Source organism: Actinomadura napierensis, from assembly GCF_039529375.1.
GTDB classification, from domain to species: Bacteria; Actinomycetota; Actinomycetes; order Streptosporangiales; family Streptosporangiaceae; genus Spirillospora; species Spirillospora napierensis.
The window spans coordinates 46,277-65,662 of the sequence record NZ_BAAAMR010000022.1 but is presented as its reverse complement, the minus strand read 5'-3'; the positions used below and the strand labels follow the sequence as shown (position 1 = coordinate 65,662).

The 19,386-nt window shown below is 71.3% G+C and carries 21 protein-coding genes, 2 tRNA genes and 1 pseudogene; 17 read left to right on the top strand and 7 right to left on the bottom strand.

Annotated features, from left to right (window positions below):
- Positions 1-8: 8 nt before the first annotated feature.
- The 4 genes and pseudogenes from ABD296_RS15035 to ABD296_RS15020 form a co-directional block, all read right to left on the bottom strand.
- Positions 9-762, bottom strand: a pseudogene (locus tag ABD296_RS15035) (class I SAM-dependent methyltransferase).
- A 107-nt stretch (positions 763-869) separates the two neighbouring features.
- Positions 870-1,205: a DUF397 domain-containing protein gene (locus tag ABD296_RS15030; protein WP_344266730.1), complete on the bottom strand. Its 336-nt coding sequence runs from the start codon at positions 1,203-1,205 to the stop codon at positions 870-872.
- Between the two features lie 39 nt (positions 1,206-1,244).
- A complete protein-coding gene (locus ABD296_RS15025; RefSeq protein WP_344266727.1) occupies positions 1,245-1,430 on the bottom strand; it encodes a DUF397 domain-containing protein in 186 nt (61 codons plus the stop codon).
- Positions 1,421-2,224: a helix-turn-helix domain-containing protein gene (locus tag ABD296_RS15020; RefSeq protein WP_344266724.1), complete on the bottom strand. Its 804-nt coding sequence runs from the start codon at positions 2,222-2,224 to the stop codon at positions 1,421-1,423. The genes ABD296_RS15025 and ABD296_RS15020 overlap by 10 nt, the downstream gene beginning before the upstream one ends.
- A gap of 208 nt (positions 2,225-2,432) precedes the next feature.
- Between ABD296_RS15020 and ABD296_RS15015 the strand changes: the two genes are divergently transcribed.
- The 3 genes from ABD296_RS15015 (at position 2,433) to ABD296_RS15005 (ending at position 5,441) form a co-directional block, all read left to right on the top strand.
- Positions 2,433-2,828, top strand: a complete 396-nt coding sequence (locus tag ABD296_RS15015) for an ATP-binding protein (protein ID WP_344266721.1) — start codon at positions 2,433-2,435, stop codon at positions 2,826-2,828.
- 384 nt (positions 2,829-3,212) lie between these two features.
- The gene (locus ABD296_RS15010) at positions 3,213-3,641 is read left to right on the top strand and encodes a hypothetical protein (protein ID WP_344266718.1); all 429 of its coding nucleotides are present in this window, start codon (positions 3,213-3,215) and stop codon (positions 3,639-3,641) included.
- 96 nt (positions 3,642-3,737) lie between these two features.
- On the top strand, positions 3,738-5,441 hold the full coding sequence (locus ABD296_RS15005; protein ID WP_344266715.1) for a TerD family protein: 1,704 nt from the start codon (positions 3,738-3,740) through the stop codon (positions 5,439-5,441).
- 1 nt (position 5,442) lies between these two features.
- Here ABD296_RS15005 and ABD296_RS15000 read toward each other — a convergent pair whose 3' ends face one another.
- Positions 5,443-6,096 carry a maleylpyruvate isomerase N-terminal domain-containing protein gene (locus ABD296_RS15000; RefSeq protein WP_344266712.1) on the bottom strand — a complete coding sequence of 218 codons (654 nt, stop codon included), beginning with the start codon at positions 6,094-6,096 and terminating at the stop codon, positions 5,443-5,445.
- Positions 6,097-6,248: 152 nt separating this feature from the next.
- Between ABD296_RS15000 and ABD296_RS14995 the strand changes: the two genes are divergently transcribed.
- Positions 6,249-6,971, top strand: coding sequence for a hypothetical protein (locus tag ABD296_RS14995; RefSeq protein WP_344266709.1), 723 nt, complete (start codon positions 6,249-6,251; stop codon positions 6,969-6,971).
- On the opposite strand, the gene ABD296_RS14990 is transcribed toward ABD296_RS14995, so the two are convergent.
- On the bottom strand, positions 6,968-8,008 hold the full coding sequence (locus ABD296_RS14990; protein ID WP_344266706.1) for a hypothetical protein: 1,041 nt from the start codon (positions 8,006-8,008) through the stop codon (positions 6,968-6,970). The two genes, ABD296_RS14995 and ABD296_RS14990, sit on opposite strands and share 4 nt — an antisense overlap.
- A 68-nt stretch (positions 8,009-8,076) precedes the next feature.
- On the opposite strand from ABD296_RS14990, the gene ABD296_RS14985 reads away from it, so the two are divergent.
- The 10 genes from ABD296_RS14985 to ABD296_RS14940 all read left to right on the top strand — a co-directional run bounded on the left by ABD296_RS14985 (position 8,077) and on the right by ABD296_RS14940 (position 15,561).
- A complete protein-coding gene (locus ABD296_RS14985) occupies positions 8,077-9,204 on the top strand; it encodes an acyl-CoA dehydrogenase family protein (RefSeq protein ID WP_344266703.1) in 1,128 nt (375 codons plus the stop codon).
- Between the two features lie 92 nt (positions 9,205-9,296).
- Positions 9,297-9,372, top strand: a tRNA-Thr gene (locus tag ABD296_RS14980).
- A gap of 321 nt (positions 9,373-9,693) precedes the next feature.
- A tRNA-Met gene (locus ABD296_RS14975) sits at positions 9,694-9,767 on the top strand.
- Between the two features lie 117 nt (positions 9,768-9,884).
- The gene (gene rpmG / locus ABD296_RS14970; RefSeq protein ID WP_026404241.1) at positions 9,885-10,049 is read left to right on the top strand and encodes a 50S ribosomal protein L33; all 165 of its coding nucleotides are present in this window, start codon (positions 9,885-9,887) and stop codon (positions 10,047-10,049) included.
- Between the two features lie 547 nt (positions 10,050-10,596).
- Positions 10,597-11,034 (top strand): MaoC family dehydratase N-terminal domain-containing protein, encoded by a 438-nt coding sequence (locus ABD296_RS14965; RefSeq protein ID WP_344266700.1) that lies wholly within the window; start codon positions 10,597-10,599, stop codon positions 11,032-11,034.
- On the top strand, positions 11,034-11,459 hold the full coding sequence (locus ABD296_RS14960) for a MaoC family dehydratase (protein ID WP_344266697.1): 426 nt from the start codon (positions 11,034-11,036) through the stop codon (positions 11,457-11,459). The genes ABD296_RS14965 and ABD296_RS14960 overlap by 1 nt, the downstream gene beginning before the upstream one ends.
- Positions 11,460-11,532: 73 nt before the next feature.
- Complete coding sequence (locus tag ABD296_RS14955) at positions 11,533-12,600, top strand: UDP-N-acetylmuramate dehydrogenase (RefSeq protein WP_344266694.1); 1,068 nt, start codon at positions 11,533-11,535, stop codon at positions 12,598-12,600.
- Positions 12,601-12,834: 234 nt separating this feature from the next.
- A complete protein-coding gene (locus ABD296_RS14950; protein ID WP_344266691.1) occupies positions 12,835-13,419 on the top strand; it encodes a TMEM165/GDT1 family protein in 585 nt (194 codons plus the stop codon).
- 66 nt (positions 13,420-13,485) lie between these two features.
- A complete protein-coding gene (locus tag ABD296_RS14945; protein WP_344266688.1) occupies positions 13,486-14,076 on the top strand; it encodes a TetR/AcrR family transcriptional regulator in 591 nt (196 codons plus the stop codon).
- Between the two features lie 69 nt (positions 14,077-14,145).
- The gene (locus ABD296_RS14940) at positions 14,146-15,561 is read left to right on the top strand and encodes an MFS transporter (protein ID WP_344266685.1); all 1,416 of its coding nucleotides are present in this window, start codon (positions 14,146-14,148) and stop codon (positions 15,559-15,561) included.
- A 78-nt stretch (positions 15,562-15,639) separates the two neighbouring features.
- On the opposite strand, the gene ABD296_RS14935 is transcribed toward ABD296_RS14940, so the two are convergent.
- The gene (locus tag ABD296_RS14935; RefSeq protein WP_344266682.1) at positions 15,640-16,752 is read right to left on the bottom strand and encodes an adenosine deaminase; all 1,113 of its coding nucleotides are present in this window, start codon (positions 16,750-16,752) and stop codon (positions 15,640-15,642) included.
- Between the two features lie 212 nt (positions 16,753-16,964).
- On the opposite strand from ABD296_RS14935, the gene ABD296_RS14930 reads away from it, so the two are divergent.
- From ABD296_RS14930 to ABD296_RS14920, 3 genes are all read left to right on the top strand, one after another.
- The gene (locus ABD296_RS14930) at positions 16,965-17,984 is read left to right on the top strand and encodes a hypothetical protein (RefSeq protein WP_344266679.1); all 1,020 of its coding nucleotides are present in this window, start codon (positions 16,965-16,967) and stop codon (positions 17,982-17,984) included.
- Between the two features lie 76 nt (positions 17,985-18,060).
- Positions 18,061-18,570 carry a SigE family RNA polymerase sigma factor gene (locus tag ABD296_RS14925; RefSeq protein WP_344266676.1) on the top strand — a complete coding sequence of 170 codons (510 nt, stop codon included), beginning with the start codon at positions 18,061-18,063 and terminating at the stop codon, positions 18,568-18,570.
- A 3-nt stretch (positions 18,571-18,573) separates the two neighbouring features.
- On the top strand, positions 18,574-19,329 hold the full coding sequence (locus ABD296_RS14920; protein WP_344266673.1) for a hypothetical protein: 756 nt from the start codon (positions 18,574-18,576) through the stop codon (positions 19,327-19,329).
- The last annotated feature ends 57 nt before the right edge of the window (positions 19,330-19,386 follow it).

Sequence of the window (19,386 nt, the reverse complement as noted above, 5' to 3'; positions counted from 1 at the left end):
AAAAGGAATCACGCCGGTGCCTCGAGGACGAAGAACAGGAAGCAGGGTCTGGTCGCGAGGTCGTGGACGTCGTCGGGGAACAGTTCGCGAGCGGCCGGATCGGGCTGCGGCTCGCTGATGGCGGCCAGGCGGAAACCGGCGGCGGTGAAGGCATCGGTCATCGCGTGCAGCGGCTTGCGCCAGAACTTCATCGGGACGAGCCGTCCGTTGAGCATCCACTCGAAGGCATAGCCGGTGGTCGCGAAGTAGTCGGGCCGGGGCTCGGAGATCGTGTAGGCCACGAAAGGGTGGTCCACCGACGCGATCAGCCTGCCACCGGGCCTCAGCACGCGCCGCGTCTCGGCCAGCGTCGGCCCCCAGTCCTCCAGGTAGTGCAGCACCAGCGACGCGACCACATCGTCGAACGCACCGTCGTCGAACGGCAGGGGGTCTTTCAGGTCGGCCACGTGCAGGGCCGCGCCATCACCGAGCCGCTTCCTTGCCAGCGCCAGCATCCCGGCGCTGGCGTCGATGCCGGTGACGATCGCACCGCGGTCGCGCAGTGCGGCCGTCAGGGGACCGGAGCCGCAGCCGGCGTCCAGGATCCGGCGGCCGGTCACGTCTCCGGCGAGCGCCAGCATCGCGGGCCCGCTCGTAATAGGCGTTCACGAGACTGTTCTCGTTCTCCGCCGAGTACGCCTCGGCGAAGCCGTCGTAGTCGTTCACCTCGGCCGGATCCGCAGGCTGGGCGAGACTCTCGGGCATGTCCGTTGCGCGGTCCATCGTCGCAGCCTAGTTTCACCCGATCCGCCGGGCATGCCCGACCGGATGCCCTTGAGCGGATGCGCCGCTCCGCCCCGCTGACCCGCGAGTCAGCGGGGCGGAACGGACTAGATGTTCTTGATGGCGTCGGTGAAGTGCCGGAACTCGCCGTGGCTCAGGACGAGCATGGGACCGCCGGGATCCTTGCTGTCCCGAACCGCCACGACGTCCATCCCGTCAGCGACCTCGATGCAGTTGTCGTTCTGCACCGTGCTCCGCGAAGCCTTGCGCCAGCCTGGCTCGGAACCCGGCACCGCGGCGAGCTCGACGCAATCGTCGCCTGATTCGTTGCTTCGCTGCGCCTTGCGCCAGGGCAATTCGGCCCTCGGCATCGATGCGATCTCGATGCAGTTGTCGGCCTCGGCGGTGCTCCGTGAAGCCTTGCGCCAGACGACGTTGCTCAACTCCAACACCTCGTCAATGCGGGGGCCTGTAAGTGCAGGCTAGATGTTTTTGAGGGTCTCGGCCAGGTGCCGGAAGTCGCTGCGGCTCACGAGGATTTTGGGGCCGTTGGGGTCCTTGCTGTCACGGAGCGCGACGATGTTCGGGATGCCGGCGACCTCAACGCAGTTGTCATTCTCCGCCGTGCTCCGCGAGGCCTTGCGCCACAGTGCCCTGCTCAGGTCCATTTTTCTTCGATCACCTTTCTGATCAGCGCTCGAGTGTCCCTCACGTTGAGCGCCTCTGCCTGCAGACTAGCGAATCTTTCACTCAGCTTGGCAAGGTCTTCCGGCTCTGCGCTGGTCATGCCGCCCACCCCGGTGACCATGTACGCGGCTTCGCTACGGTCCGCCTGGGTAGCGATGGCGAAGGCAGCTCGTGCTTCCTTTACATAGACGGTGGGAAGAACCTGAATCCGGATGCCGTCCCTTTCGGACAGTTCCAATAGGTATTCGAGTTGTTCTTGCATGACCTCGATAGTTCCTACCTGTCTATGGAGAACGCTCTCCTCAAGTACGACGAATATTGTCGGAGCGGGGTCGCCCATAACGTGCTTCTGTCTGCCCAGTCTCGTTGGTACATCCTTTATATCTGTGAGGATTTCGGTTGCATAAGCCTCCGTCTGGAACAGGCCGTTGACGATGTGCGTCTCGTAGACGCGGATGAGGGTGGCGGTCGACTCGGCCTTCGGGAAGTTCACGAAGTATGCGGCGTACTTGACCGATTTGATTGATTCCAGCAGTTCGTTCCATGCTTGGACGATCCGGCCGCTGGCCTTGAGCGCAGCGTCCGCGCGGCTGGCGAAGTCGCAGCGGCAGCGTGTCTTGCCCAGTTCAACATGGCTGATGTAGGCGCGGGAGACGTTGACGAGTTCGGCGAGATCGGTCTGGCTGAGCCCCGCTGCCTCCCGCAACTGCCTGATCTCGGCGCCGAAGGACCGCAGTTCCGGGCTGATCTTGTAGTTCTCCCTGGGCAGAGCCACGGCGATCTTCCTCTCGGGGGGCCGCAACCGAGCCGATAAGGAATGCAACTCGATTGCGGGTGTTTTCGAAGTCACCTATTAACGTACGGGTTTCTGTGGCATCATGGTGTTCGTTCGATGACAGAGAGTGATTTCGGGCGGGATCTTCCGGTTTGTGGGTGAGGGCCGTCCGAGGTCGCTGACGTTTGCGCTCGAAGGGCGTACACCGATGGCAGCAGCATCCACACCGGAGTCACCGGCTCTCGTGCTCGCGCCGACCGACCAGGCGCCCGGCCATGCGCGCCGCTTCCTTGTGGAGCGGTTCCGTGAGCTGGGGATCGCGGAGACCTACGTGGGGCGGGTCGTGGTTACCGAACTGGTGACCAACAGCTACAAGCACGTGGGGTTCGGGCACATCGTCGTCCGCGTTCTGCCGGACGTGCGGGACGGCCTCGTGCGGATCGAGGTCTGGGACCAGGGCGCCGGGACGCCCGAGGTCCGTCCGGAGAACCACGAGGCGACCAGCGGGCGGGGGCTGCTGATGCTCGCGCAGCTCGTTCAGGACTGGGGCGTCCGGCCGCTCGTCGAGGAAGGAAAGGTCGTATGGGCGGCCTACGCCCCTTGAAGTCCCCTTGAAGCCGGCGCAATGCGTCCTGCGGTGGCGCGCTCGGACGGGATCGCCACGCCAGGGTCGCGGTGGACGCCGCTTCTTCTCTCCGCGCGGAGATGCGGACGCGGCATGTTCCCGCCCACCCGGCGGCCAGAGATAGACCACTGCCCCGGTCGGCGTTGTGAACAGACGTTCACTTGCGGCGAGTCGTCGCTTTGGCGGGGTGCATAACGACGACTCGCCGCAACTCAACGAAGTTCTTGGCCGGGGTCGGTGAACCGCACATGCGGGTCCTCTGTCCCCCCTGCGGTGACGTGGAGGCGGCCGTCGCGCGGGTCGGTGCCGTTCTGCAACGCCGCATGTTCCTGGTTATCCGTGCAGGTCACTGGAGGTATCGCTGTGCTCTCGCATGACCCGGACAACCGATATCGCGGCGCGAGCGCCGCGCTCGTACTGGCGCCTGGTCACCGGTTCGGGGACCGGCTGGAGGTCGAACTCGATATCGACCTGGCCGTAGAGCGGCTTCGGCTCGCCTTCCCCGGCGTCTGCATCTGGCATGGCGAGTTCACCGGGTCGCTCTGGGCGTTGCTGCCGGGGCGGTTGGTCGAGGCGCGACTGGCGTCCGATCTCGCGCGGCGGTTGCGTGAGGAACTCGGCGGTCCGGGCATCGGCGTCGGACGGCCGGTCGGGTCCTGGACGGCTCACCGGGCCGTCCTCTCCGGGCCGGGCGTTCAGTCGCCGAGAAGGGCTTCTCGGCGGCGGTCGGTGAAGAAGGTCGTGGGGGCATGGTTGCGTCCGCTGCTGCGGCTTCGCTGGGGGGCGTCCTGAATCCGTTGATTTTGGTGGCCCGGGTTTTCCACGGTTTCTGTGACCGGTTGTGGGCAGGGGGCTAATCGGCGGGCGGCGGGTGTCTAGCGTTCTTTCATGGTCGCGTTTCCGCAGGAGTGGGCGTTGGTGGACGTGGAGACGTCCGGGTTCAGGTCCGTCCAGCACAGGGTGCTGTCGATCGCCGTGGCGACGGTCGGAAAGGATGGGAAAGCGGGGGAGGAGTTCTCGACTCTGCTCGATCCCGGATGCGATCCGGGGCCCGTCCATATTCATGGGCTGACCGCCGATCGGTTGAAAGGGTCTCCGAAGTTCGGGGACGTCGCCGAGCGGGTCGCGGGAATGCTCAAGGGGCGGGTCCTGGTGGCGCACAACGCGCCTTTCGACTATGGCTTCCTCGCTCAGGAGTTCGGGCGTGCGGGGCAGAGCCTTCCGGTCGAGTCGAGGCTGTGCACGCTCGCGCTGAACCGGCGTCTGGCTCCGGCGACGTCCGATCTCAAGCTCGGCACCCTGGCCGCGCACTACGGCGTGCGGATGGGGAGGGCGCATGACGCGAGGGAGGACGTCCGGGCGCTCGCCGGGGTGCTGCGGGGGTCGCTCGACGAGGCGGCCCGGCTGGGGGTGCGGTTGCCGCTGGTGACGTGTCCGCCCAAGCAGAACGGGGTGTTCCGGCCGTCCGCTCCGAAGGTTCGCTGCGCTTTCCGGTGTCCGGGGTCGCTCAAGGACGGGGCGCCGCTCGTTCAGGGGATGAAAGTCGCCATCACCGGTGAGACCGGTATTGCGCGTGAGGATCTCGTGGCGCGGTCCGTGGCGGCCGGGTTGAACGCCATGACGTCGGTCAGCAGGTTCACCAGTGTGCTCGTGACGAATGATGCCGGGTCCGGGTCGGCCAAGGCTCGCAAGGCGCGGGAGAACGGTGTCCCCGTCATTGACGAGCGCACATTTCTGCGGTTGCTCGGTGACGTGCGTCCCGGTGTGCTGCATGGTGAATCGGGGCCGGTGATCCCGGCGCCGGTCCCGAAGGCCGAGGTCGTGCGGCCGTTGGACGGACGGCGGGTGCTCGTGCTCGGCGGGACGCACCCCAAGGCGTCGAAGGCGCGGGGACGGGTCGTGGAGTTGGGCGGTGCGGCGGCGATCAACCTGTCGGCGAGCGTCACCGACGTGGTCGCGCTCGACACGGGCGACCGCCGCATGGAGCGGGTCGTGACGTTGGAGCTGCCGGTGCACGAGGAGGTCTGGTTGGAGGCGCCCGAGCGCGGGCCGGTGCGTGAGGGCACGCGGGTCCTGCCGCGAGGGGCCGCCGTCGACCTGCCGAAAGGCGGGCGGTGGACGGCCGAGGTGTCGTGGGTGCGGCACTCGTCGTGCGAGGTCGACGTGGTGGCCTTCGCCCTGGACGAGGACGGTCAGGTGGCGAGCGACGACGACTTCGTCTTCTACAACGCCGCCGAGACGCCCGACGGGTCGGTGCGGCTGGTGGCCGACGGCCCGGCCGAGCAGGCGATCACCGTCGACCTCGACGGCCTGCCCGGCGCGGTGCGGACGGTCACCGTTGCGGCGGCGATCGACGGGGCGGTGACGTTCGGGGACCTGGGCGCCATCGAGCTGGTGGTCGGGCCGGACGACGCGGAGAGCGCCTTCGTCCAGGCGACCCTCGACGCGGGCACCAGCGAGCGGACGATGCTGCTCGCCGAGATCTACCGGCGAGGCGACGGCTGGCGCGTGCGGGTGGTGGGGCAGGGCCACGAGTTCGGCCTGGACGGGCTGGCGCGCGCGTTCGGGGTCGACGTGGAGGACGAGGGCTGAGTCAGCCGATGACCAGGGGCAACCTCGCGGCGAGGTCGCCTAGCGCGGCCTTCTCCGCGTCCGAAGGGGCGCGGCGGCCGGTGCCGATCAGCAGGGCGTCCTTGTCGGAGAGCGAGGCAGGGAACGGGGCCCCGGCGATCCTCTCCAGCAGGGCGCGGGCGGCCGCGAGGGGTTCGGCGGGCGGCTCGGCGGCCGACGGCAGGTGCGCGATCAGGTCGAGGTGGTGCAGCGTCCATTCGAGCACGTACGCGGACAGGTAGTCGCCGGCGGTCAGCACCTTGTCCTGGGTGGCGACGCGGGCGGCGGGGTCGGCGAGCCGGGCGGCGCGGCCGGCGGCGGAGCCGACGTCGTCGAGGTGGAACTTCAGCAGCCGCGGCTCACCGTACGCGGCGGCCAGCCGCGGGATCAGGGCGTCGAGCGGGTCGTCGCCGGTCGGCGGCTCGACGATGTCCCAGTAGGTGGCGGCGTCCGCGGTCGGTTCGGTTCCGGCGGGCGTGACCAGGGTGATCAGGACGTCCTGGGCGTCGATGACCAGGTGGCACACGAGGTCCCGGACGAGCCAGCCGGCGCAGCCGGACGGCCGTTCGAAGTCCTCGTCCGGCAGGCCGGCGACCGCGGCGAGCAGGGCCGTCCACGAGCGTGAGAAGTGATCCACTGCGGCACCGTAGGCCGGGACCCGGACGTCGGACAACCGGATTGAGGGCGCCGGGCCCGGCAAGATTCACGGGACGGAGGGTGAGGATTTGATGGACGTTTCGGACATCGGCCGTCCGACCGGGTAGACCAGCATTCGTGCAGGTGAGTTATGTGAGCGAGGCGACGCCGGGACGGCCCAACGAGGACTTCGTCGCGGCGGGGCCGGGGTGGGTCGTGCTGCTGGACGGGGCGACGGCGCCGCCGGGGGTGGACAGCGGCTGCGCGCACGACCCGGCGTGGCTGGTGCGGCGGCTCGGCGGGCAGATCGCGGCGCGGATGGCGCTGGAGGACGGCAAGCCGCTGCCGGACCTGGTCGCCGAGGCGATCAAGGTGACGGGCGAGGCGCACACCGGGACGTGCGACCTGGAGAACCCCGACAGCCCGTCCGCGACGGTGTCGCTGCTGCGGCGGCGCGGCGACGCGGTCGAGTGGTTCGTCCTGGCGGACTCGCCGATCGTGCTGGACGTGGGCGAGATCCAGGTGATCCGGGACGACCGGGTCGACCGGCTGCCGAGCTACACCCTCGACGCCGTCCGCAAATCGCGCAACAGCCCCGGCGGGTTCTGGGTGGCGAGCACGAAGCCGGAGGCGGCGTACGAGGGGCTGACCGGCGAGGTGCCGGTCGCGGGGCTGCGACGCGCGGCGGTGCTGAGCGACGGCGCGTCCCGCCTGGTCGAGCGGTTCGGCCGGCTCGACTGGGACGGCCTGCTGCGGGTGCTGGACGAGGAGGGGCCGCGCGAGTTGGTCCGGCGGACCAGGGCCGCGGAGGAGTCGGAGACCTTCGCGCGAGGCAAGCGGTACGACGACGCCACCGCGGTCCTGGTGCGGTTCTAGAGCGGGTTGTTCGCCGCGGCGATGTGCGGCCACCAGCCGGCGAGGTCCTCCGGCAGATGCATGCCGTCGACGCGCAGGGTCGCGGGCATCAGCGGGAACCGCCGCCCGGCCGGGAAGGTGCGCTCGTAGGACGGCGGGTCCAGGACGACGACGCGGGTCCCGTTGACGGCGGGGACGTCGGCGGGCACGCCCTCGTTGTAGATCCACTCGCCGCGGGCGTCCACGAGGTTCCACGGGCTGGACACGATCGGCCGGCCGGGCGGGACGTCCGCGTCGAGGAAGCAGGCGACGATCTCGGGGGCGGGCGGGGTGCCGGGCATGCCGCCGGGACGTCCGAGGAGGGCGCCGGCGAGCAGCATGTGCAGCTGGAAGTTGTCGCCGACGCCGCCGATGGTGACCGTCCAGCCGTGCCGGGTGGCACGGTCCAGCACGAGGATGCGCTCGCCGTCCAGGACCCGCAGCAGCGCCTGGACGTGGCCCATGTGCGGGAGGTACTGGGCGGCCTTCTCGGCGGCGAACGCGCGGAAGTCGCGCTCGTCCAGGCCGGTGCGGGTGGCCGGGGACATCTGCAGGACGGTGCTGCCCGCCATCGCGAACTGCGGCAGCGCGAACCACGACATCATCGCGGTGACGGTGCCGTCGCCGAGCACCGGGCTGACGGTGTCGAAGACCTGCTGGGAGGGCTGCTCCTCCTGCATGTCGGGCGGTTTGCCGCCGGTGGCCTCCTCCCAGGCGTTGCCGAACGCCAGGGCCGCCGCGGTCGCTTCGGTGAGACGGTGCACCACCGCCGGGCCGGCGGGGTCGGGGTCGGCGCCGGACTCGATCCACGCGCCGGACACCACGGCGAGCCATCCGCCGAGGTTGACCGGCGCCTCGGCGATGCCCTGGGCCAGGCGGGGCAGCGCCGCGGTCTTCGCGGCGGCGGGCGCCGACTGCGACTCCTGCATGAGCCGGGGTAGGAGATCGCCGAAGGACCGGTCCTCGACGAGCGCCGCGCGGACGATCTCGTCGACGAGTTGCTGGAAGGCCGTACTCATGAACGATCACCCTGGCACAGCCGGGGCGCCGCGCGGACTTCTTGGAATCTGATTCTAGAATGGGGCCCATGGAGTCACAGGATTTCGCCGACGTGCTCAAGGCCGTCCGCAGCTTCGTCCGCGACGAGGTCGTCCCCCGCGAGGAGGAGATCGAGGAGACCGACGCGATCCCGGAGCCGCTGCGGCGGACGTCCCGGGACATGGGCCTGTTCGGGTACGCCCTGCCCGAGGAGTACGGCGGGCTCGGCCTGTCGCTGAGCGAGGAGGTCCGGCTCGTCTTCGAGCTCGGCTACACCAGCCCCGCCTTCCGCTCGATGTTCGGTACCAGCAACGGCATCGCCGGACAGGTCCTGGTGAACTCCGGGACTGACGAGCAGAAGGCCGCCTGGCTGCCGCGCCTCGCGTCCGGCGAAATCGTGGGCGCGTTCGCGCTGACCGAGGCCGAGGCCGGCTCCGACCCCAGCACGCTGTCCACGTCCGCGGTCCGCGACGGCGACGACTACGTCATCAACGGCGCCAAGAGGTTCATCACCAACGCCCCCGAGGCCGACGTCTTCATGGTCTTCACCCGGACCGGAGGCGCCGGCTCCCGCGGCATCTCCACCTTCCTCGTGGAGAGCGGCACCGACGGCCTCAGCGTCGGCCCCGCCGACCACAAGATGGGCCAGCGCGGCGCGCACACCGCCGAGGTGTTCTTCGACGACGTCCGCGTCCCCGCGAGCGCGATGGTCGGACCGGAGGGCACCGGGTTCCGCACCGCCATGGCGTCCCTCGCCCACGGACGCGTCAGCATCGCCGCCCTCTGCGTCGGCCTCGCCCAGCGGATCCTGGACGACACCGTCGACTACGCCAAGAACCGCAGCCAGGGCGGCAGCACCATCGGCGAGTACCAGCTCATCCAGGGCCTCATCGCCGACTCGCAGGCCGAACTGTACGCGGGGCGGGCCATGGTGCTGGAGGCCGCCCGCGCCTACGACGCCGGCGAGGACACCAAGCTCGGCCCGTCCTGCGCCAAGTACTTCTGCTCCGAGATGGTCGGACGCGTCGCCGACCGCGGCGTCCAGGTCTTCGGCGGCATGGGCTACATGCGCGGCGTCTCCGTCGAACGGTTCTTCCGCGACGTGCGGCTGTTCCGCATCTACGAGGGCACCAGCCAGATCCAGCAGCTCGTCATCGCCCGCAGCCTGCTGCGCTGACCAGCGGAGACGCCTGCCTGCGGCGTCCGGGGCAATCCAGTTCGCGCGCGGTCCCGAGTCCGTGTATCGTTTTCCCTGCGCGAACGACGCAAGCCCCTTTAGCTCAGTCGGCAGAGCGTCTCCATGGTAAGGAGAAGGTCTACGGTTCGATTCCGTAAAGGGGCTCCACGGCACAATGGCCGCCATCCGGTTCTCCGGACGGCGGCCTTCGTCGTCCCCGGACCCGGGGCGCCGGCGGGCCGGCGGGCGGGACCTCCCACCGCGCCGGGACAGGCCGCCGCGGACCGATTCGCTCGAAACCGGGCCCTGTGATACCGTCCCACCGGTTCCAGCAGGGCGTTCGTCAGGCCACCCTCCTCCACCGGGTAACCTGGGGAACGGCCCGCGGGCCACGGAACTCCGATTCCCCGACCAAGGTCCGGGAATTCGCGTTTCCAGGGTCAGGTGAGCATCCGGTATCCTTGCAATCCGGTCCACACCGACCAGCACGGCGGGGTAGCTCAGTCAGGCAGAGCAAGCGGCTCATAATCGCTGTGTCGCCGGTTCAAGTCCGGCCCTCGCTACTACCCATCTCCCTCACCCCCACGGGGGTGAGGCGGGCTGGGTCGAATCGCCGGCCGCCCTTCCATGGGCGTCCGGGATGCGTAGTCCATGTTCCTAGCTCAGAAAGGCACTCCATCGTGGCTGCCACCGACGTACGGCCGAAGATCACGCTGGCCTGCCAGGAGTGCAAGCACCGCAACTACATCACGCGGAAGAACCGGCGCAACGACCCGGACCGCCTCGAGATCAAGAAGTACTGCCCCAACTGCCGCACCCACCGCCCGCACCGCGAGACCCGCTAACCAGGTCCGGACGGGAAGTACTGCCCCGCTGCGCTACCACGGGGCCGGCACCCACCGCCCGCACCGCGAGACCCGCTAACCAGGTCCGGACGGGAAGTACTGCCCCGCTGCGCTACCACGGGGCCGGCACCCACCGCCCGCACCGCGAGACCCGCTAGCCGGCGGTCCCGGACGGCGCGCGGCCCAGCCCGCGCCGTCCGCAGGACGGTTGCAGAATCGTCGGTCAGGGCGAATCGGCCATTGCAGGTCGTCGCACACCTGGACCGTCACGCGAGCGCGTTATCTGACCGGCGAGGCGACGCCGAAGGCGAGCCTCGCCGGGAAGCTCGCGAAGCGAGGTCGCGCTCGCCCGAGCACGGTCAGGGTGCGAGCCGCCAGGCGAGCACCCTGGGCCGGGATCGCAAGAACACAGCCCGTTTTTCCGCGGTGAGACCCGCGGGGGACGGGCTGAACGTCGTTCTGTTACGGTCCGTCGAGACGTTGCAAATGTGCTCGGACGCGGGCGGCGCCGCCGCGAGCCCCGCCGGGACCTGGAGGGACGGACTGCATGGCACTCAACCGTGACTTCATCGGGCGGAGCTTCCCGCCCAGCGAGCCGTACGAGGTCAGCCGCGTGAAGATCCGCGAGTTCGCGGACGCCATCGGCGACCCCAACCCGATCTACCGCGACCGCGAGGCGGCGAAGGCGGCGGGCCACCCCGACGTCGTCGCCCCGCCGACGTTCCCGATCGTGGTGTCGCTCGGCAACCCCGGCCTGGCCGACAAGGACCTCGGCCTGAACTACGCGATGGTCGTGCACGGCGAGCAGCGGTTCGAGTACACCCGGCCGGTGCGCGCCGGGGACGTGGTGACCTGCACCTCGACGATCACCGAGATCAGGTCGATCGGCAACAACGAGAAGATGGTCGTCGAGACCGACGTGAAGACCGTCGAGGGCGAGCTCATCTGCAAGACCTACAACACGATCGTGGAGCGGGGGGCCTGATGACCGCCAAGGTGAACTACGCCGACGTCGAGGTCGGCACCGACATCCCGGCGCGCTCGTTCCCGGTCGACCGCGCGAACCTGGTGATGTACGCCGGCGCGTCCGGCGACTTCAACCCGATCCACTGGCGGGAGAGTTTCGCCAAGGCCGTCGGGCTGCCGGACGTCATCGCGCACGGCATGTTCACGATGGCGCAGGGCGGCCGGTTCGTCACCGACTGGGTCGGGGATCCGGGAGCCGTGGTCGACTACGGGGTACGGTTCTCCTCGCCGGTCGTGGTGCCCGACGAGGGCGGCGCGACCCTGGAGATCAGCGGCCAGGTGGAGGAGAAGCTCGACGACAACAAGGTCGTCGTGGCGCTCACCGCCCGGTCGAACGACCAGAAGGTCCTCACGCGCGCCAAGGCCGTCGTCCGGCTCGCCTGAGGGCGCGCCGGGACACGCACCGGCCGGGCGTCCGGCCGGTGCGGACGTGCACGTTCGGGGAGGGGACAGGGCTGTGGCGGTGTTCGCGGAAGAGGTGAACCTGGCCGGGTACACCACGTTGCGGCTGGGCGGCCCGGCGCGGCGCTTCGTCGAGGCGACGTCGGAGGACGAGCTGGTCGCGGCGGTCCGCAAGGCCGACGACGCGGGCGAGCCGGTGCTGGTGCTCGGCGGCGGCAGCAACCTGGTGGTGTCGGACGACGGGTTCCCCGGGACCGTGGTGCACGTCGGGGCGCGCGGCGTCGAGCGCACGGCGGGGGAGGGCGACACCGTACTCGTCCGCGTGCGGGCCGGTGAGGACTGGGACCCGTTCGTCGCGCGCTGCGTCTCGGACGGCCTGGCCGGCGTCGAGTGCCTGTCCGGGATCCCGGGACGGGTCGGCGCGACCCCGATCCAGAACGTCGGCGCGTACGGGCAGGACGTCAGCGAGACGATCGTCGAGGTCCGCGCGTACGACCGGCAGGCCCGCGGGTGCGTCACCCTCGACCGCGACGCGTGCCGCTTCACCTACCGGCACAGCGTGTTCAAGGGCGACGACCGGTACGTCGTGCTGCACGTGACGTACGCGCTCCGCGAGACCGAGGAGTCGCAGCCGATCGCGTACGCGGAGCTGGCGAAGCGCCTCGGCGTGCGGCCCGGCGAGCGGGTGTCGCTGAAGGAGGCGCGCGACGCCGTCCTGGAGTTGCGGCGCGGCAAGGGCATGGTCCTGGACGCCGCCGACCCCGACTCGCGCAGCGCCGGCTCGTTCTTCACCAACCCGATCCTGACCCCGGAGCAGCTCGCCGGCCTGGAGCGCCGCGTCGCCGAGCGGCTCGGCCCGGACGCCTCCTTCCCCCGCTACCCGGAGCCGGACGGGCGGACCAAGACCTCCGCCGCCTGGCTGATCGACAAGGCGGGGTTCGCGAAGGGCCACGCGCTCGGTCCGGCGCGGATCTCCACCAAGCACACCCTCGCGCTGACGAACCCGGGCGGCGCGTCCACCGCCGACCTGCTGGCGCTGGCCCGCGAGGTCCGCGCGGGCGTCCGCGACGCGTTCGGCGTCGAGCTGGCGAACGAACCCGTCATGGTCGGCGTCGCCCTCTAGCCCCGGACGCGCTTTGACGTCCCTGGTGCGGGCCTTGATAGCCTGCACGGGTCGAGGGGGAGTAGTCCCGAATCGCGTGATCGACACACTGGCGCCGTTCGCGGCGCCCGGTCACGCGGGCCTTCGCAGGAGGCGGACGAGACCTTCGGCCCGGCACACACGCCGGGTCGAGGTCGTGCGCGCCCGAAACGGCTCCCCCCGCCCTCCGCCCGGCATCCGAGCGAGAGGGACCCGGTGGTCACCGCATTCATCATCAGCCTGGCCGTGATCTTCGTCGCGGAACTGGGCGACAAGAGCCAGCTCATGGCCATGACCTTCGCCACGCGCTTCCGCGCGATGCCCGTGCTGATCGGGATCACGGCCGCGACCGCGCTGGTGCACCTGGCGAGCGTGGTGGTCGGCGCGGTGCTCGGCGCCGCGCTGCCGACCCGGCCGATCTCGGTCCTGGCCGGGGTGGCGTTCCTCGGCTTCGCGCTGTGGACGCTGCGCGGCGACGAGCTGGACGACGAGGAGCGCGACAAGGCCAAGAAGGCGCGCGGCTCGGCGATCCTGGCCGTCGGCACCGCGTTCTTCCTCGCCGAGCTGGGCGACAAGACGATGCTGGCGACGATCACCCTGGCCGCCGACCACGGCGGCTTCCTCGGGCTGACCGGCATCTGGCTCGGCTCCACGATCGGCATGGTCGCGGCGGACGCGCTGGCCATCCTGGTCGGGCAGCTGCTCGGCAAGCGGCTCCCGGAGCGGGTCATCAAGTACGGCGCGGCGGCCGGGTTCGCGATCTTCGGCGCCCTGCTGCTCGTGGAGGGCGTCGTCGGCTGAGCCGCCGGGGAGGTCCCTCGCGGCGCCCCTTGACGAAGTTAGTGATTGAACACTAACTTTCTCCTCATGGGTCCGAGGATGAGCGCCGAGGAGCGCCGCGAGATGGCGATCAAGGCCGCGATGGCCGAGTTCGCGCGCGGCGGCTACGACGGCACGTCCACCGCGGCCATCGCCGAGCGCGTCGGCGTCTCCCAGCCGTACATGTTCCGGCTGTTCCCGACCAAGCGCGCGCTCTTCCTCGCCGCGATCGACCGCTGCTTCGTCGACATCGAGGACCTGCTGCGCGACGCGGCCGGCGGTCGCCGCGGGACGGCCGCGACCGCCGAGATGGCCGAGGCCTACCGGCGCATCCTCAAGGAGGACCCGCACCTCCTGCGTTTCCAGTTGCAGATCTACGCCGCCGCCGTAGGGGACGAGGAGATCGGCCGGATCGGCCACGCCCGGTGGGCGCGGCTGTGGCGGCTGGTCGCCGACGTGTCCGGCGCGGAGCCGGCGGAGGTCACGCGGTTCATGTCGGTCGGCATGCTGGTCAACGTGCTGACCGCGTTCCAGGTCCCCTACGTGCCGGGCACGGCGCTTCCCGAATCCCTGCGCGACTGGGCGGAAGGCCTGCGCGGCGCCGCGCCGGACGCCGTCGACACGGAAGGGGAGCGGTAGGCGGGCGGCCGTGGCGGCCGGCCCGGGCACTGATTTTTTTTATCCCTTGAAGTTAGTGAGTGATAACTAATGAGTAAGCCGCATCCCGTCCGGACCTTCGTCATCACCGGCGTCGCGCTGTTCATGGTGGCGCTCGACAACCTCATCGTCACCAACGCGCTCCCCGACATCCGCACCGACCTCGGCACCGGCCTCGAAGGCCTCGAATGGACGGTCAACGCCTACACCCTCACCTTCGCCGTCCTGCTGCTGCCCGCCGCCGCCGTCGCCGACCGGTGGGGACGCCGCCGGCTGTTCATCGGCGGCCTCGCCGTCTTCACCGCCGCGTCCGCCGCCGCCGCGCTCGCCCCGAACATCGGCATGCTCATCGCCGCCCGCGCCGTCCAGGGCGCCGGCGGAGCGATCGTCATGCCCCTCACCCTCACCCTGCTCGCCGCCGCCGTGCCCCCGGCCCGGCGCGGCGTCGCGCTCGCCGCGTGGAGCATGATGAGCGGCCTCGGCGTCGCGCTCGGCCCCGTCCTCGGCGGCGCCGTCACCCAGGCCGCCACCTGGCAGTGGATCTTCTGGATCAACGTCCCCGTCGGCGTCGTGCTGCTCGCCCTCGCGCCCGGGTTCCTCACCGAGAGCCGCGGCGCCGCCAAGCGCCTCGACCTCGTCGGCACCGTCCTCGTCGCCGGCGGCGTGCTCGGCCTCGTCCTCGGGCTCGTCCGGGCCAACGAGCACGGCTGGACCAGCGGGCAGGTCCTCGGCGCCCTCATCGGCGGCGCCGTGCTGCTGCTCGCCTTCGCCGGCTACGAGGCGCGCACCGCCGAGCCGATGCTGCCGATGCGGATGTTCCGCAGCCGCGGGTTCAGCGTCGTCAACGGCCTCTCGCTGGCCATGTCGTTCGCCATGTTCGGCGCCACGTTCCTGCTCATCCAGTTCATGCAGGGCGTCCAGCACATGAGCCCGCTCGACGCCGGCGTCCGCTCGCTGCCCTGGACCGGCATGCCGCTGCTCGTCGCCCCGCTGACCGCGCCGCTCATCGCGCGCATCGGCGTGCGGAACGTGCTGGCCCTGGCCATGGTGTTCCAGACCGCCGGCATCGCCTGGCTCGCCGCCGTCCTTTCGCCGACCGCCAGCTACGGCGAGATGGTCCCCGCGTTCGTCCTCGCCGGCATCGGCATGGCGCTGTTCTTCCCGCCCATCGCCCGCGCCGTCCTCGGCTTCGCGCCGCCCGAACTGTCCGGCGTCGCGTCCGGCGTCAGCAACTCGCTCCGCCAGCTCGGCACCGTCCTCGGCATCGCGGTCCTCGGCGCCGTCTTCGCCGCCCAGGGCGACTTCACCACCCCGCAGGCGTTCGCCGACGGCCTCCAGCCCGCCCTGTGGCTCGGCGCCGCCGTCCTCGGCGTCGCGGCCGTCGCCGCCCTGCTCATCCCCGCCCTCCCCACCCACGCCGAGCAGGTCTCCGTCGAGGCCCCCGAACCCGCCGAGACGCCCGCCTGAACCACGTTCACCTGCGGCGAGTCGTCGTTATGGACGCGTCCATAACGACGACTCGCCGCAAGTCGACGTCGGGGACGCTCAGTTGAGCCAGGCGTCGATGCCGTCCAGGAGCCTGCGGCGGACGTCGTCGGGCGCGGCGGACGCCCGCACCGACTGCCGCGCCAGCTCCGCCAGATCCGCGTCCGAGAACCCGTGCACGGTGCGGACGAGGTCGTACTGGCGCGCCAGCCGCGACCCGAACAGCAGCGGGTCGTCCGCGCCCAGCGCGATCGACGCGCCCGCCTCGAACAGCCGCCGGACCGGGACGTCCTCCGCCGACGCCGCGACCCCGAGGCTCACGTTCGACGCCGGGCACACCTCCAGCGTCACGCCCCGGTCCACGATCCGCTCCAGCAGCCGCGGATCCTCCACCGCCCGCACGCCGTGGCCGATCCGGTCGGCGTCCAGCGTCTCCAGGCACTCCCGGACGCTCGCCGGGCCCAGCAGCTCGCCGCCGTGCGGATCCGACAGCAGACCGCCCCGCTTGGCGATCCGGAACGCCCCCTCGAAGTCGTAGGCGCGGCCCCGCCGCTCGTCGTTGGACAACCCGAACCCCACCACCCCCTGATCGGTGTAGCGGACGGCCAGCCGCGCGAGGGTCTTCGCGTCCAGCGGGTGCCGGGTCCGGTTCGCCGCGATCACCACGCCGATCCCGACCCCCGTCGCCTCCGACGCCTCCCGCGCCGCGTCCAGCACGAGCTCGACCGTCGGGGTCAGCCCGCCGAACTTCGCCGCGTACCCGCTCGGATCCACCTGGATCTCCAGCCAGCCCGAGCCCTCCGCCGCCTCGTCCTCCGCCGTCTCCCGCAGCAGCCGGCGCAGGTCGTCCGGCGTCCGCAGGACCGACCGGGCGATGTCGTACAGCCGCTGGAACCGGAACCAGCCGCGCTCGTCGGTCGCTTGCAGCTTCGGCGGCCAGTCCTCCACCAGCGCGTCCGGCAGATGGACGCCGTGCCGGGCGGCCAGCTCCACCAGCGTCGAATGCCGCATCGAGCCGGTGAAGTGCAGATGCAGGTGCGCCTTCGGGAGCAGGGCCACGTCCGGGCGGGCGGAGCCGGGCCGCTCCGCGGCGGGCTCGTGGCGGTCCGGCTCACCGTCCCGTCGCAGCGGACGGTCCTGGGCCGGGCGGGGTGACACGGTACGGGCCTCCATGGACCAATGTTGCCGGATCGCGCCACCGCTCGAACCCCCCGCCCCACCAGGATCATCACACCGGACTACCCCGCATGGCCCCCGGCGGCCATCCCCGCCCGTGGACATCACCGAAAAAACTTGGGAACCGCGTGCAACCCCGCTCCGTGGTCGCGCGTATACGAGGGGCGCAAGAGGCGAAAAGCAGAGCGACGGGCAGAGAGGGACACACGATGATCACGCTGAAGGCCGCACTGATCGCGGCGGGCGCCATCGGCACGGTGGCCGTGGGCGGCGGCGCCACCTGGGCCATGACCGGCTCCCACCAGGACGCGGGGCTGCGGTCCGACGCCGCGAAGCTGCCCGGCGCGCACCGCGTCGTGGACGCCGCGCCGAAATCCGCGCCGACCTGCCTCCCCGCGTCCGCGCTGCCGAAGACCGGCAAGCTCCCCGAGAATGCCAGGCTGCCGAAGACCGACAAGCTGCCGAAGACCGGCGACCTGCCCACGGCCGGCCTTCCCACGGCCGGCCTGCCGACCACCGGGAAGCTGCCCGAGGGCAAGGTGCCGTCGAGCAAGCTGCCCGGCACGGAGAAGCTCCGCCAGCAGGCCGAGGCCGCCAAGAAGAAGGCCGAGGCCGCCAAGCCCGGCGTCCAGGTGCCGAACCCCGGCGTCCCCGGTGTGATCGCCCCGGGCGCCGCGCCGTCCACGGTCCCGTCCGTCCCGGCGAACCTGCCCGCCTGCGCGCCGTCCGCCAAGCCCCTGCCCAAGGGCGGCACCCCGGCCACCAAGCCGTCCGCGCGCGTCCCCGGCAAGCCGGCGCAGCCCGCCGCGCCCGCCCTCGACTGCCGCACGCTCGCCCCCGCCGTGAAGATCGGCGGACCGGTCGAGAAGACCGTCATGCTGGCCAAGGGCCTGAAGTACACCACCGCCACCCCCGGCGGCACCGACCTGCAGAAGCTCCGCGTCTGCGCCATCACCCAGAAGTGGACCGGCAAGGCCGGGCAGTGGCTCACCGTCGAACGGCTGAAGACCCCCGCCGGGATGACGCAGAATCAGCTCCGGCAGGCCCTGAAGCTGCCCGAGGGCGGCACCCCGATCACCGTCGACGGCTTCGCGGCCTACCAGGGACCGCGCGGCGGCGGGGTCCTGGTGTTCGACCCGAACGGCTCCTCGCTGTTCGTCAACGGCAGCCCCGTCCTCGCCGGCGGGCCGAAGGACGTCGCCACCGCCCTGCGGCAGGCGCACCAGTAGGAAGAGCGGGGCGGACGGTCCTGGCGCGGGGCCGTCCGCCCGGCACGCGGGAACCCCTCCACCCGGACGGAGCACAGTGGGGCGTCGAGACGACGAGTCGTTCGTTGAGTTCGTGGCGGCACGCGGCGATGCCCTGCTGCGCACCGCCTCGCTGATGTGCGGTGCCCGGCAGGACGCCGAGGACATCCTGCAGACCGCGCTGGAAAAGGCGTACCGGCACTGGGGACGGCTGGACGCCGACACCGATCCCGAGCCCTACGTCCGCCGGATCCTGGTCAACCTGGTGATCAGCCGGTCCCGGCGGTGGAAGGTGCTGCGGGAGATCCACATGGCCAGGCCGCCCGAGACGCCGACGCTCTCGGGAACCCACGCCGTCGAGCTGAGGGGGACGCTCATGAACGAACTGCGCGGACTCGGCGCGCGGCAGCGGGCGGTGCTCGTCCTGCGCTTCTGGGAGGACCTCTCGGAGGCGGAGACCGCGCAACTGCTCGGCTGCTCGGTCGGCACGGTCAAGAGCCAGGCCTCCCGGGGGCTCGCCAGACTCCGGGAGCGACTCGGCGCGAACCTGGCGCCACTGGGGAGCTGAACGATGGATCTGGAGAGCGAACTGCGGAAGGCCATGGCCGAGCAGGTGGCCGGGACGACCGCGCCGCCCTCGCTCGTGGCCGACGTCAGGCGCCGCCACCGGCGCCGGACCAACCGCGTCCGCGCCACCGTCGGCGTCGCCGCCGCGTCCGTCGCCGCGCTCGCCCTGGTGCCCACCTACCAGTCGTTCCGGGCCACACCTGCCGGGGACTCCTCGACCTCCCGCCCCACGGGCGGGCCGTCGATCCTCGAGCAGCCGGGACGGCGGCCCGCCCCGGGCCTCCCCGCGTCCCCGTCGCCAGAGGGGAGGCCCGAGGCGGGAACCACGCCCAAACCGTCCGCGCCCGCGCCGTCCGGCGGACCCGGCGGCGGAGGGGACGCGCGGCCCGGTGCCCCCGGCGCCACCGTCCGGCTCCCGCACTGGATGGCGTACCTGCCCGGCGGCCTCACCGCCACCGGCCCGTGCGCGGTCACCGGCGACGCCAAGCGCCGCACCACCACCTGCAAATGGCGCGGGACGGCCGGCTGGGTGCAGGTCGCCCTCGTCAAGGGCAGCGGCCTCGGCCTCACCGACCTGGCCCCGGTCGGCGGCGTCCCGGGCCGCACCACCGTCCGCGGCACGCCCGCGCTCACCGCCGACCGCCCCGGCTCCGCGCGCCAGATCTCCTGGATCGCCAAGCCCGGCACCGGCGTCACCGTCACCGCCGGCGGCACCGCGAAGGACCAGCTCATGCGCATAGCCGAAGGCGTCCACCCCTGAGACCACGCTCCGGCGGGACGTCCTCGAATGGCGGAGAGGGGCCGCCAGGACAACTCG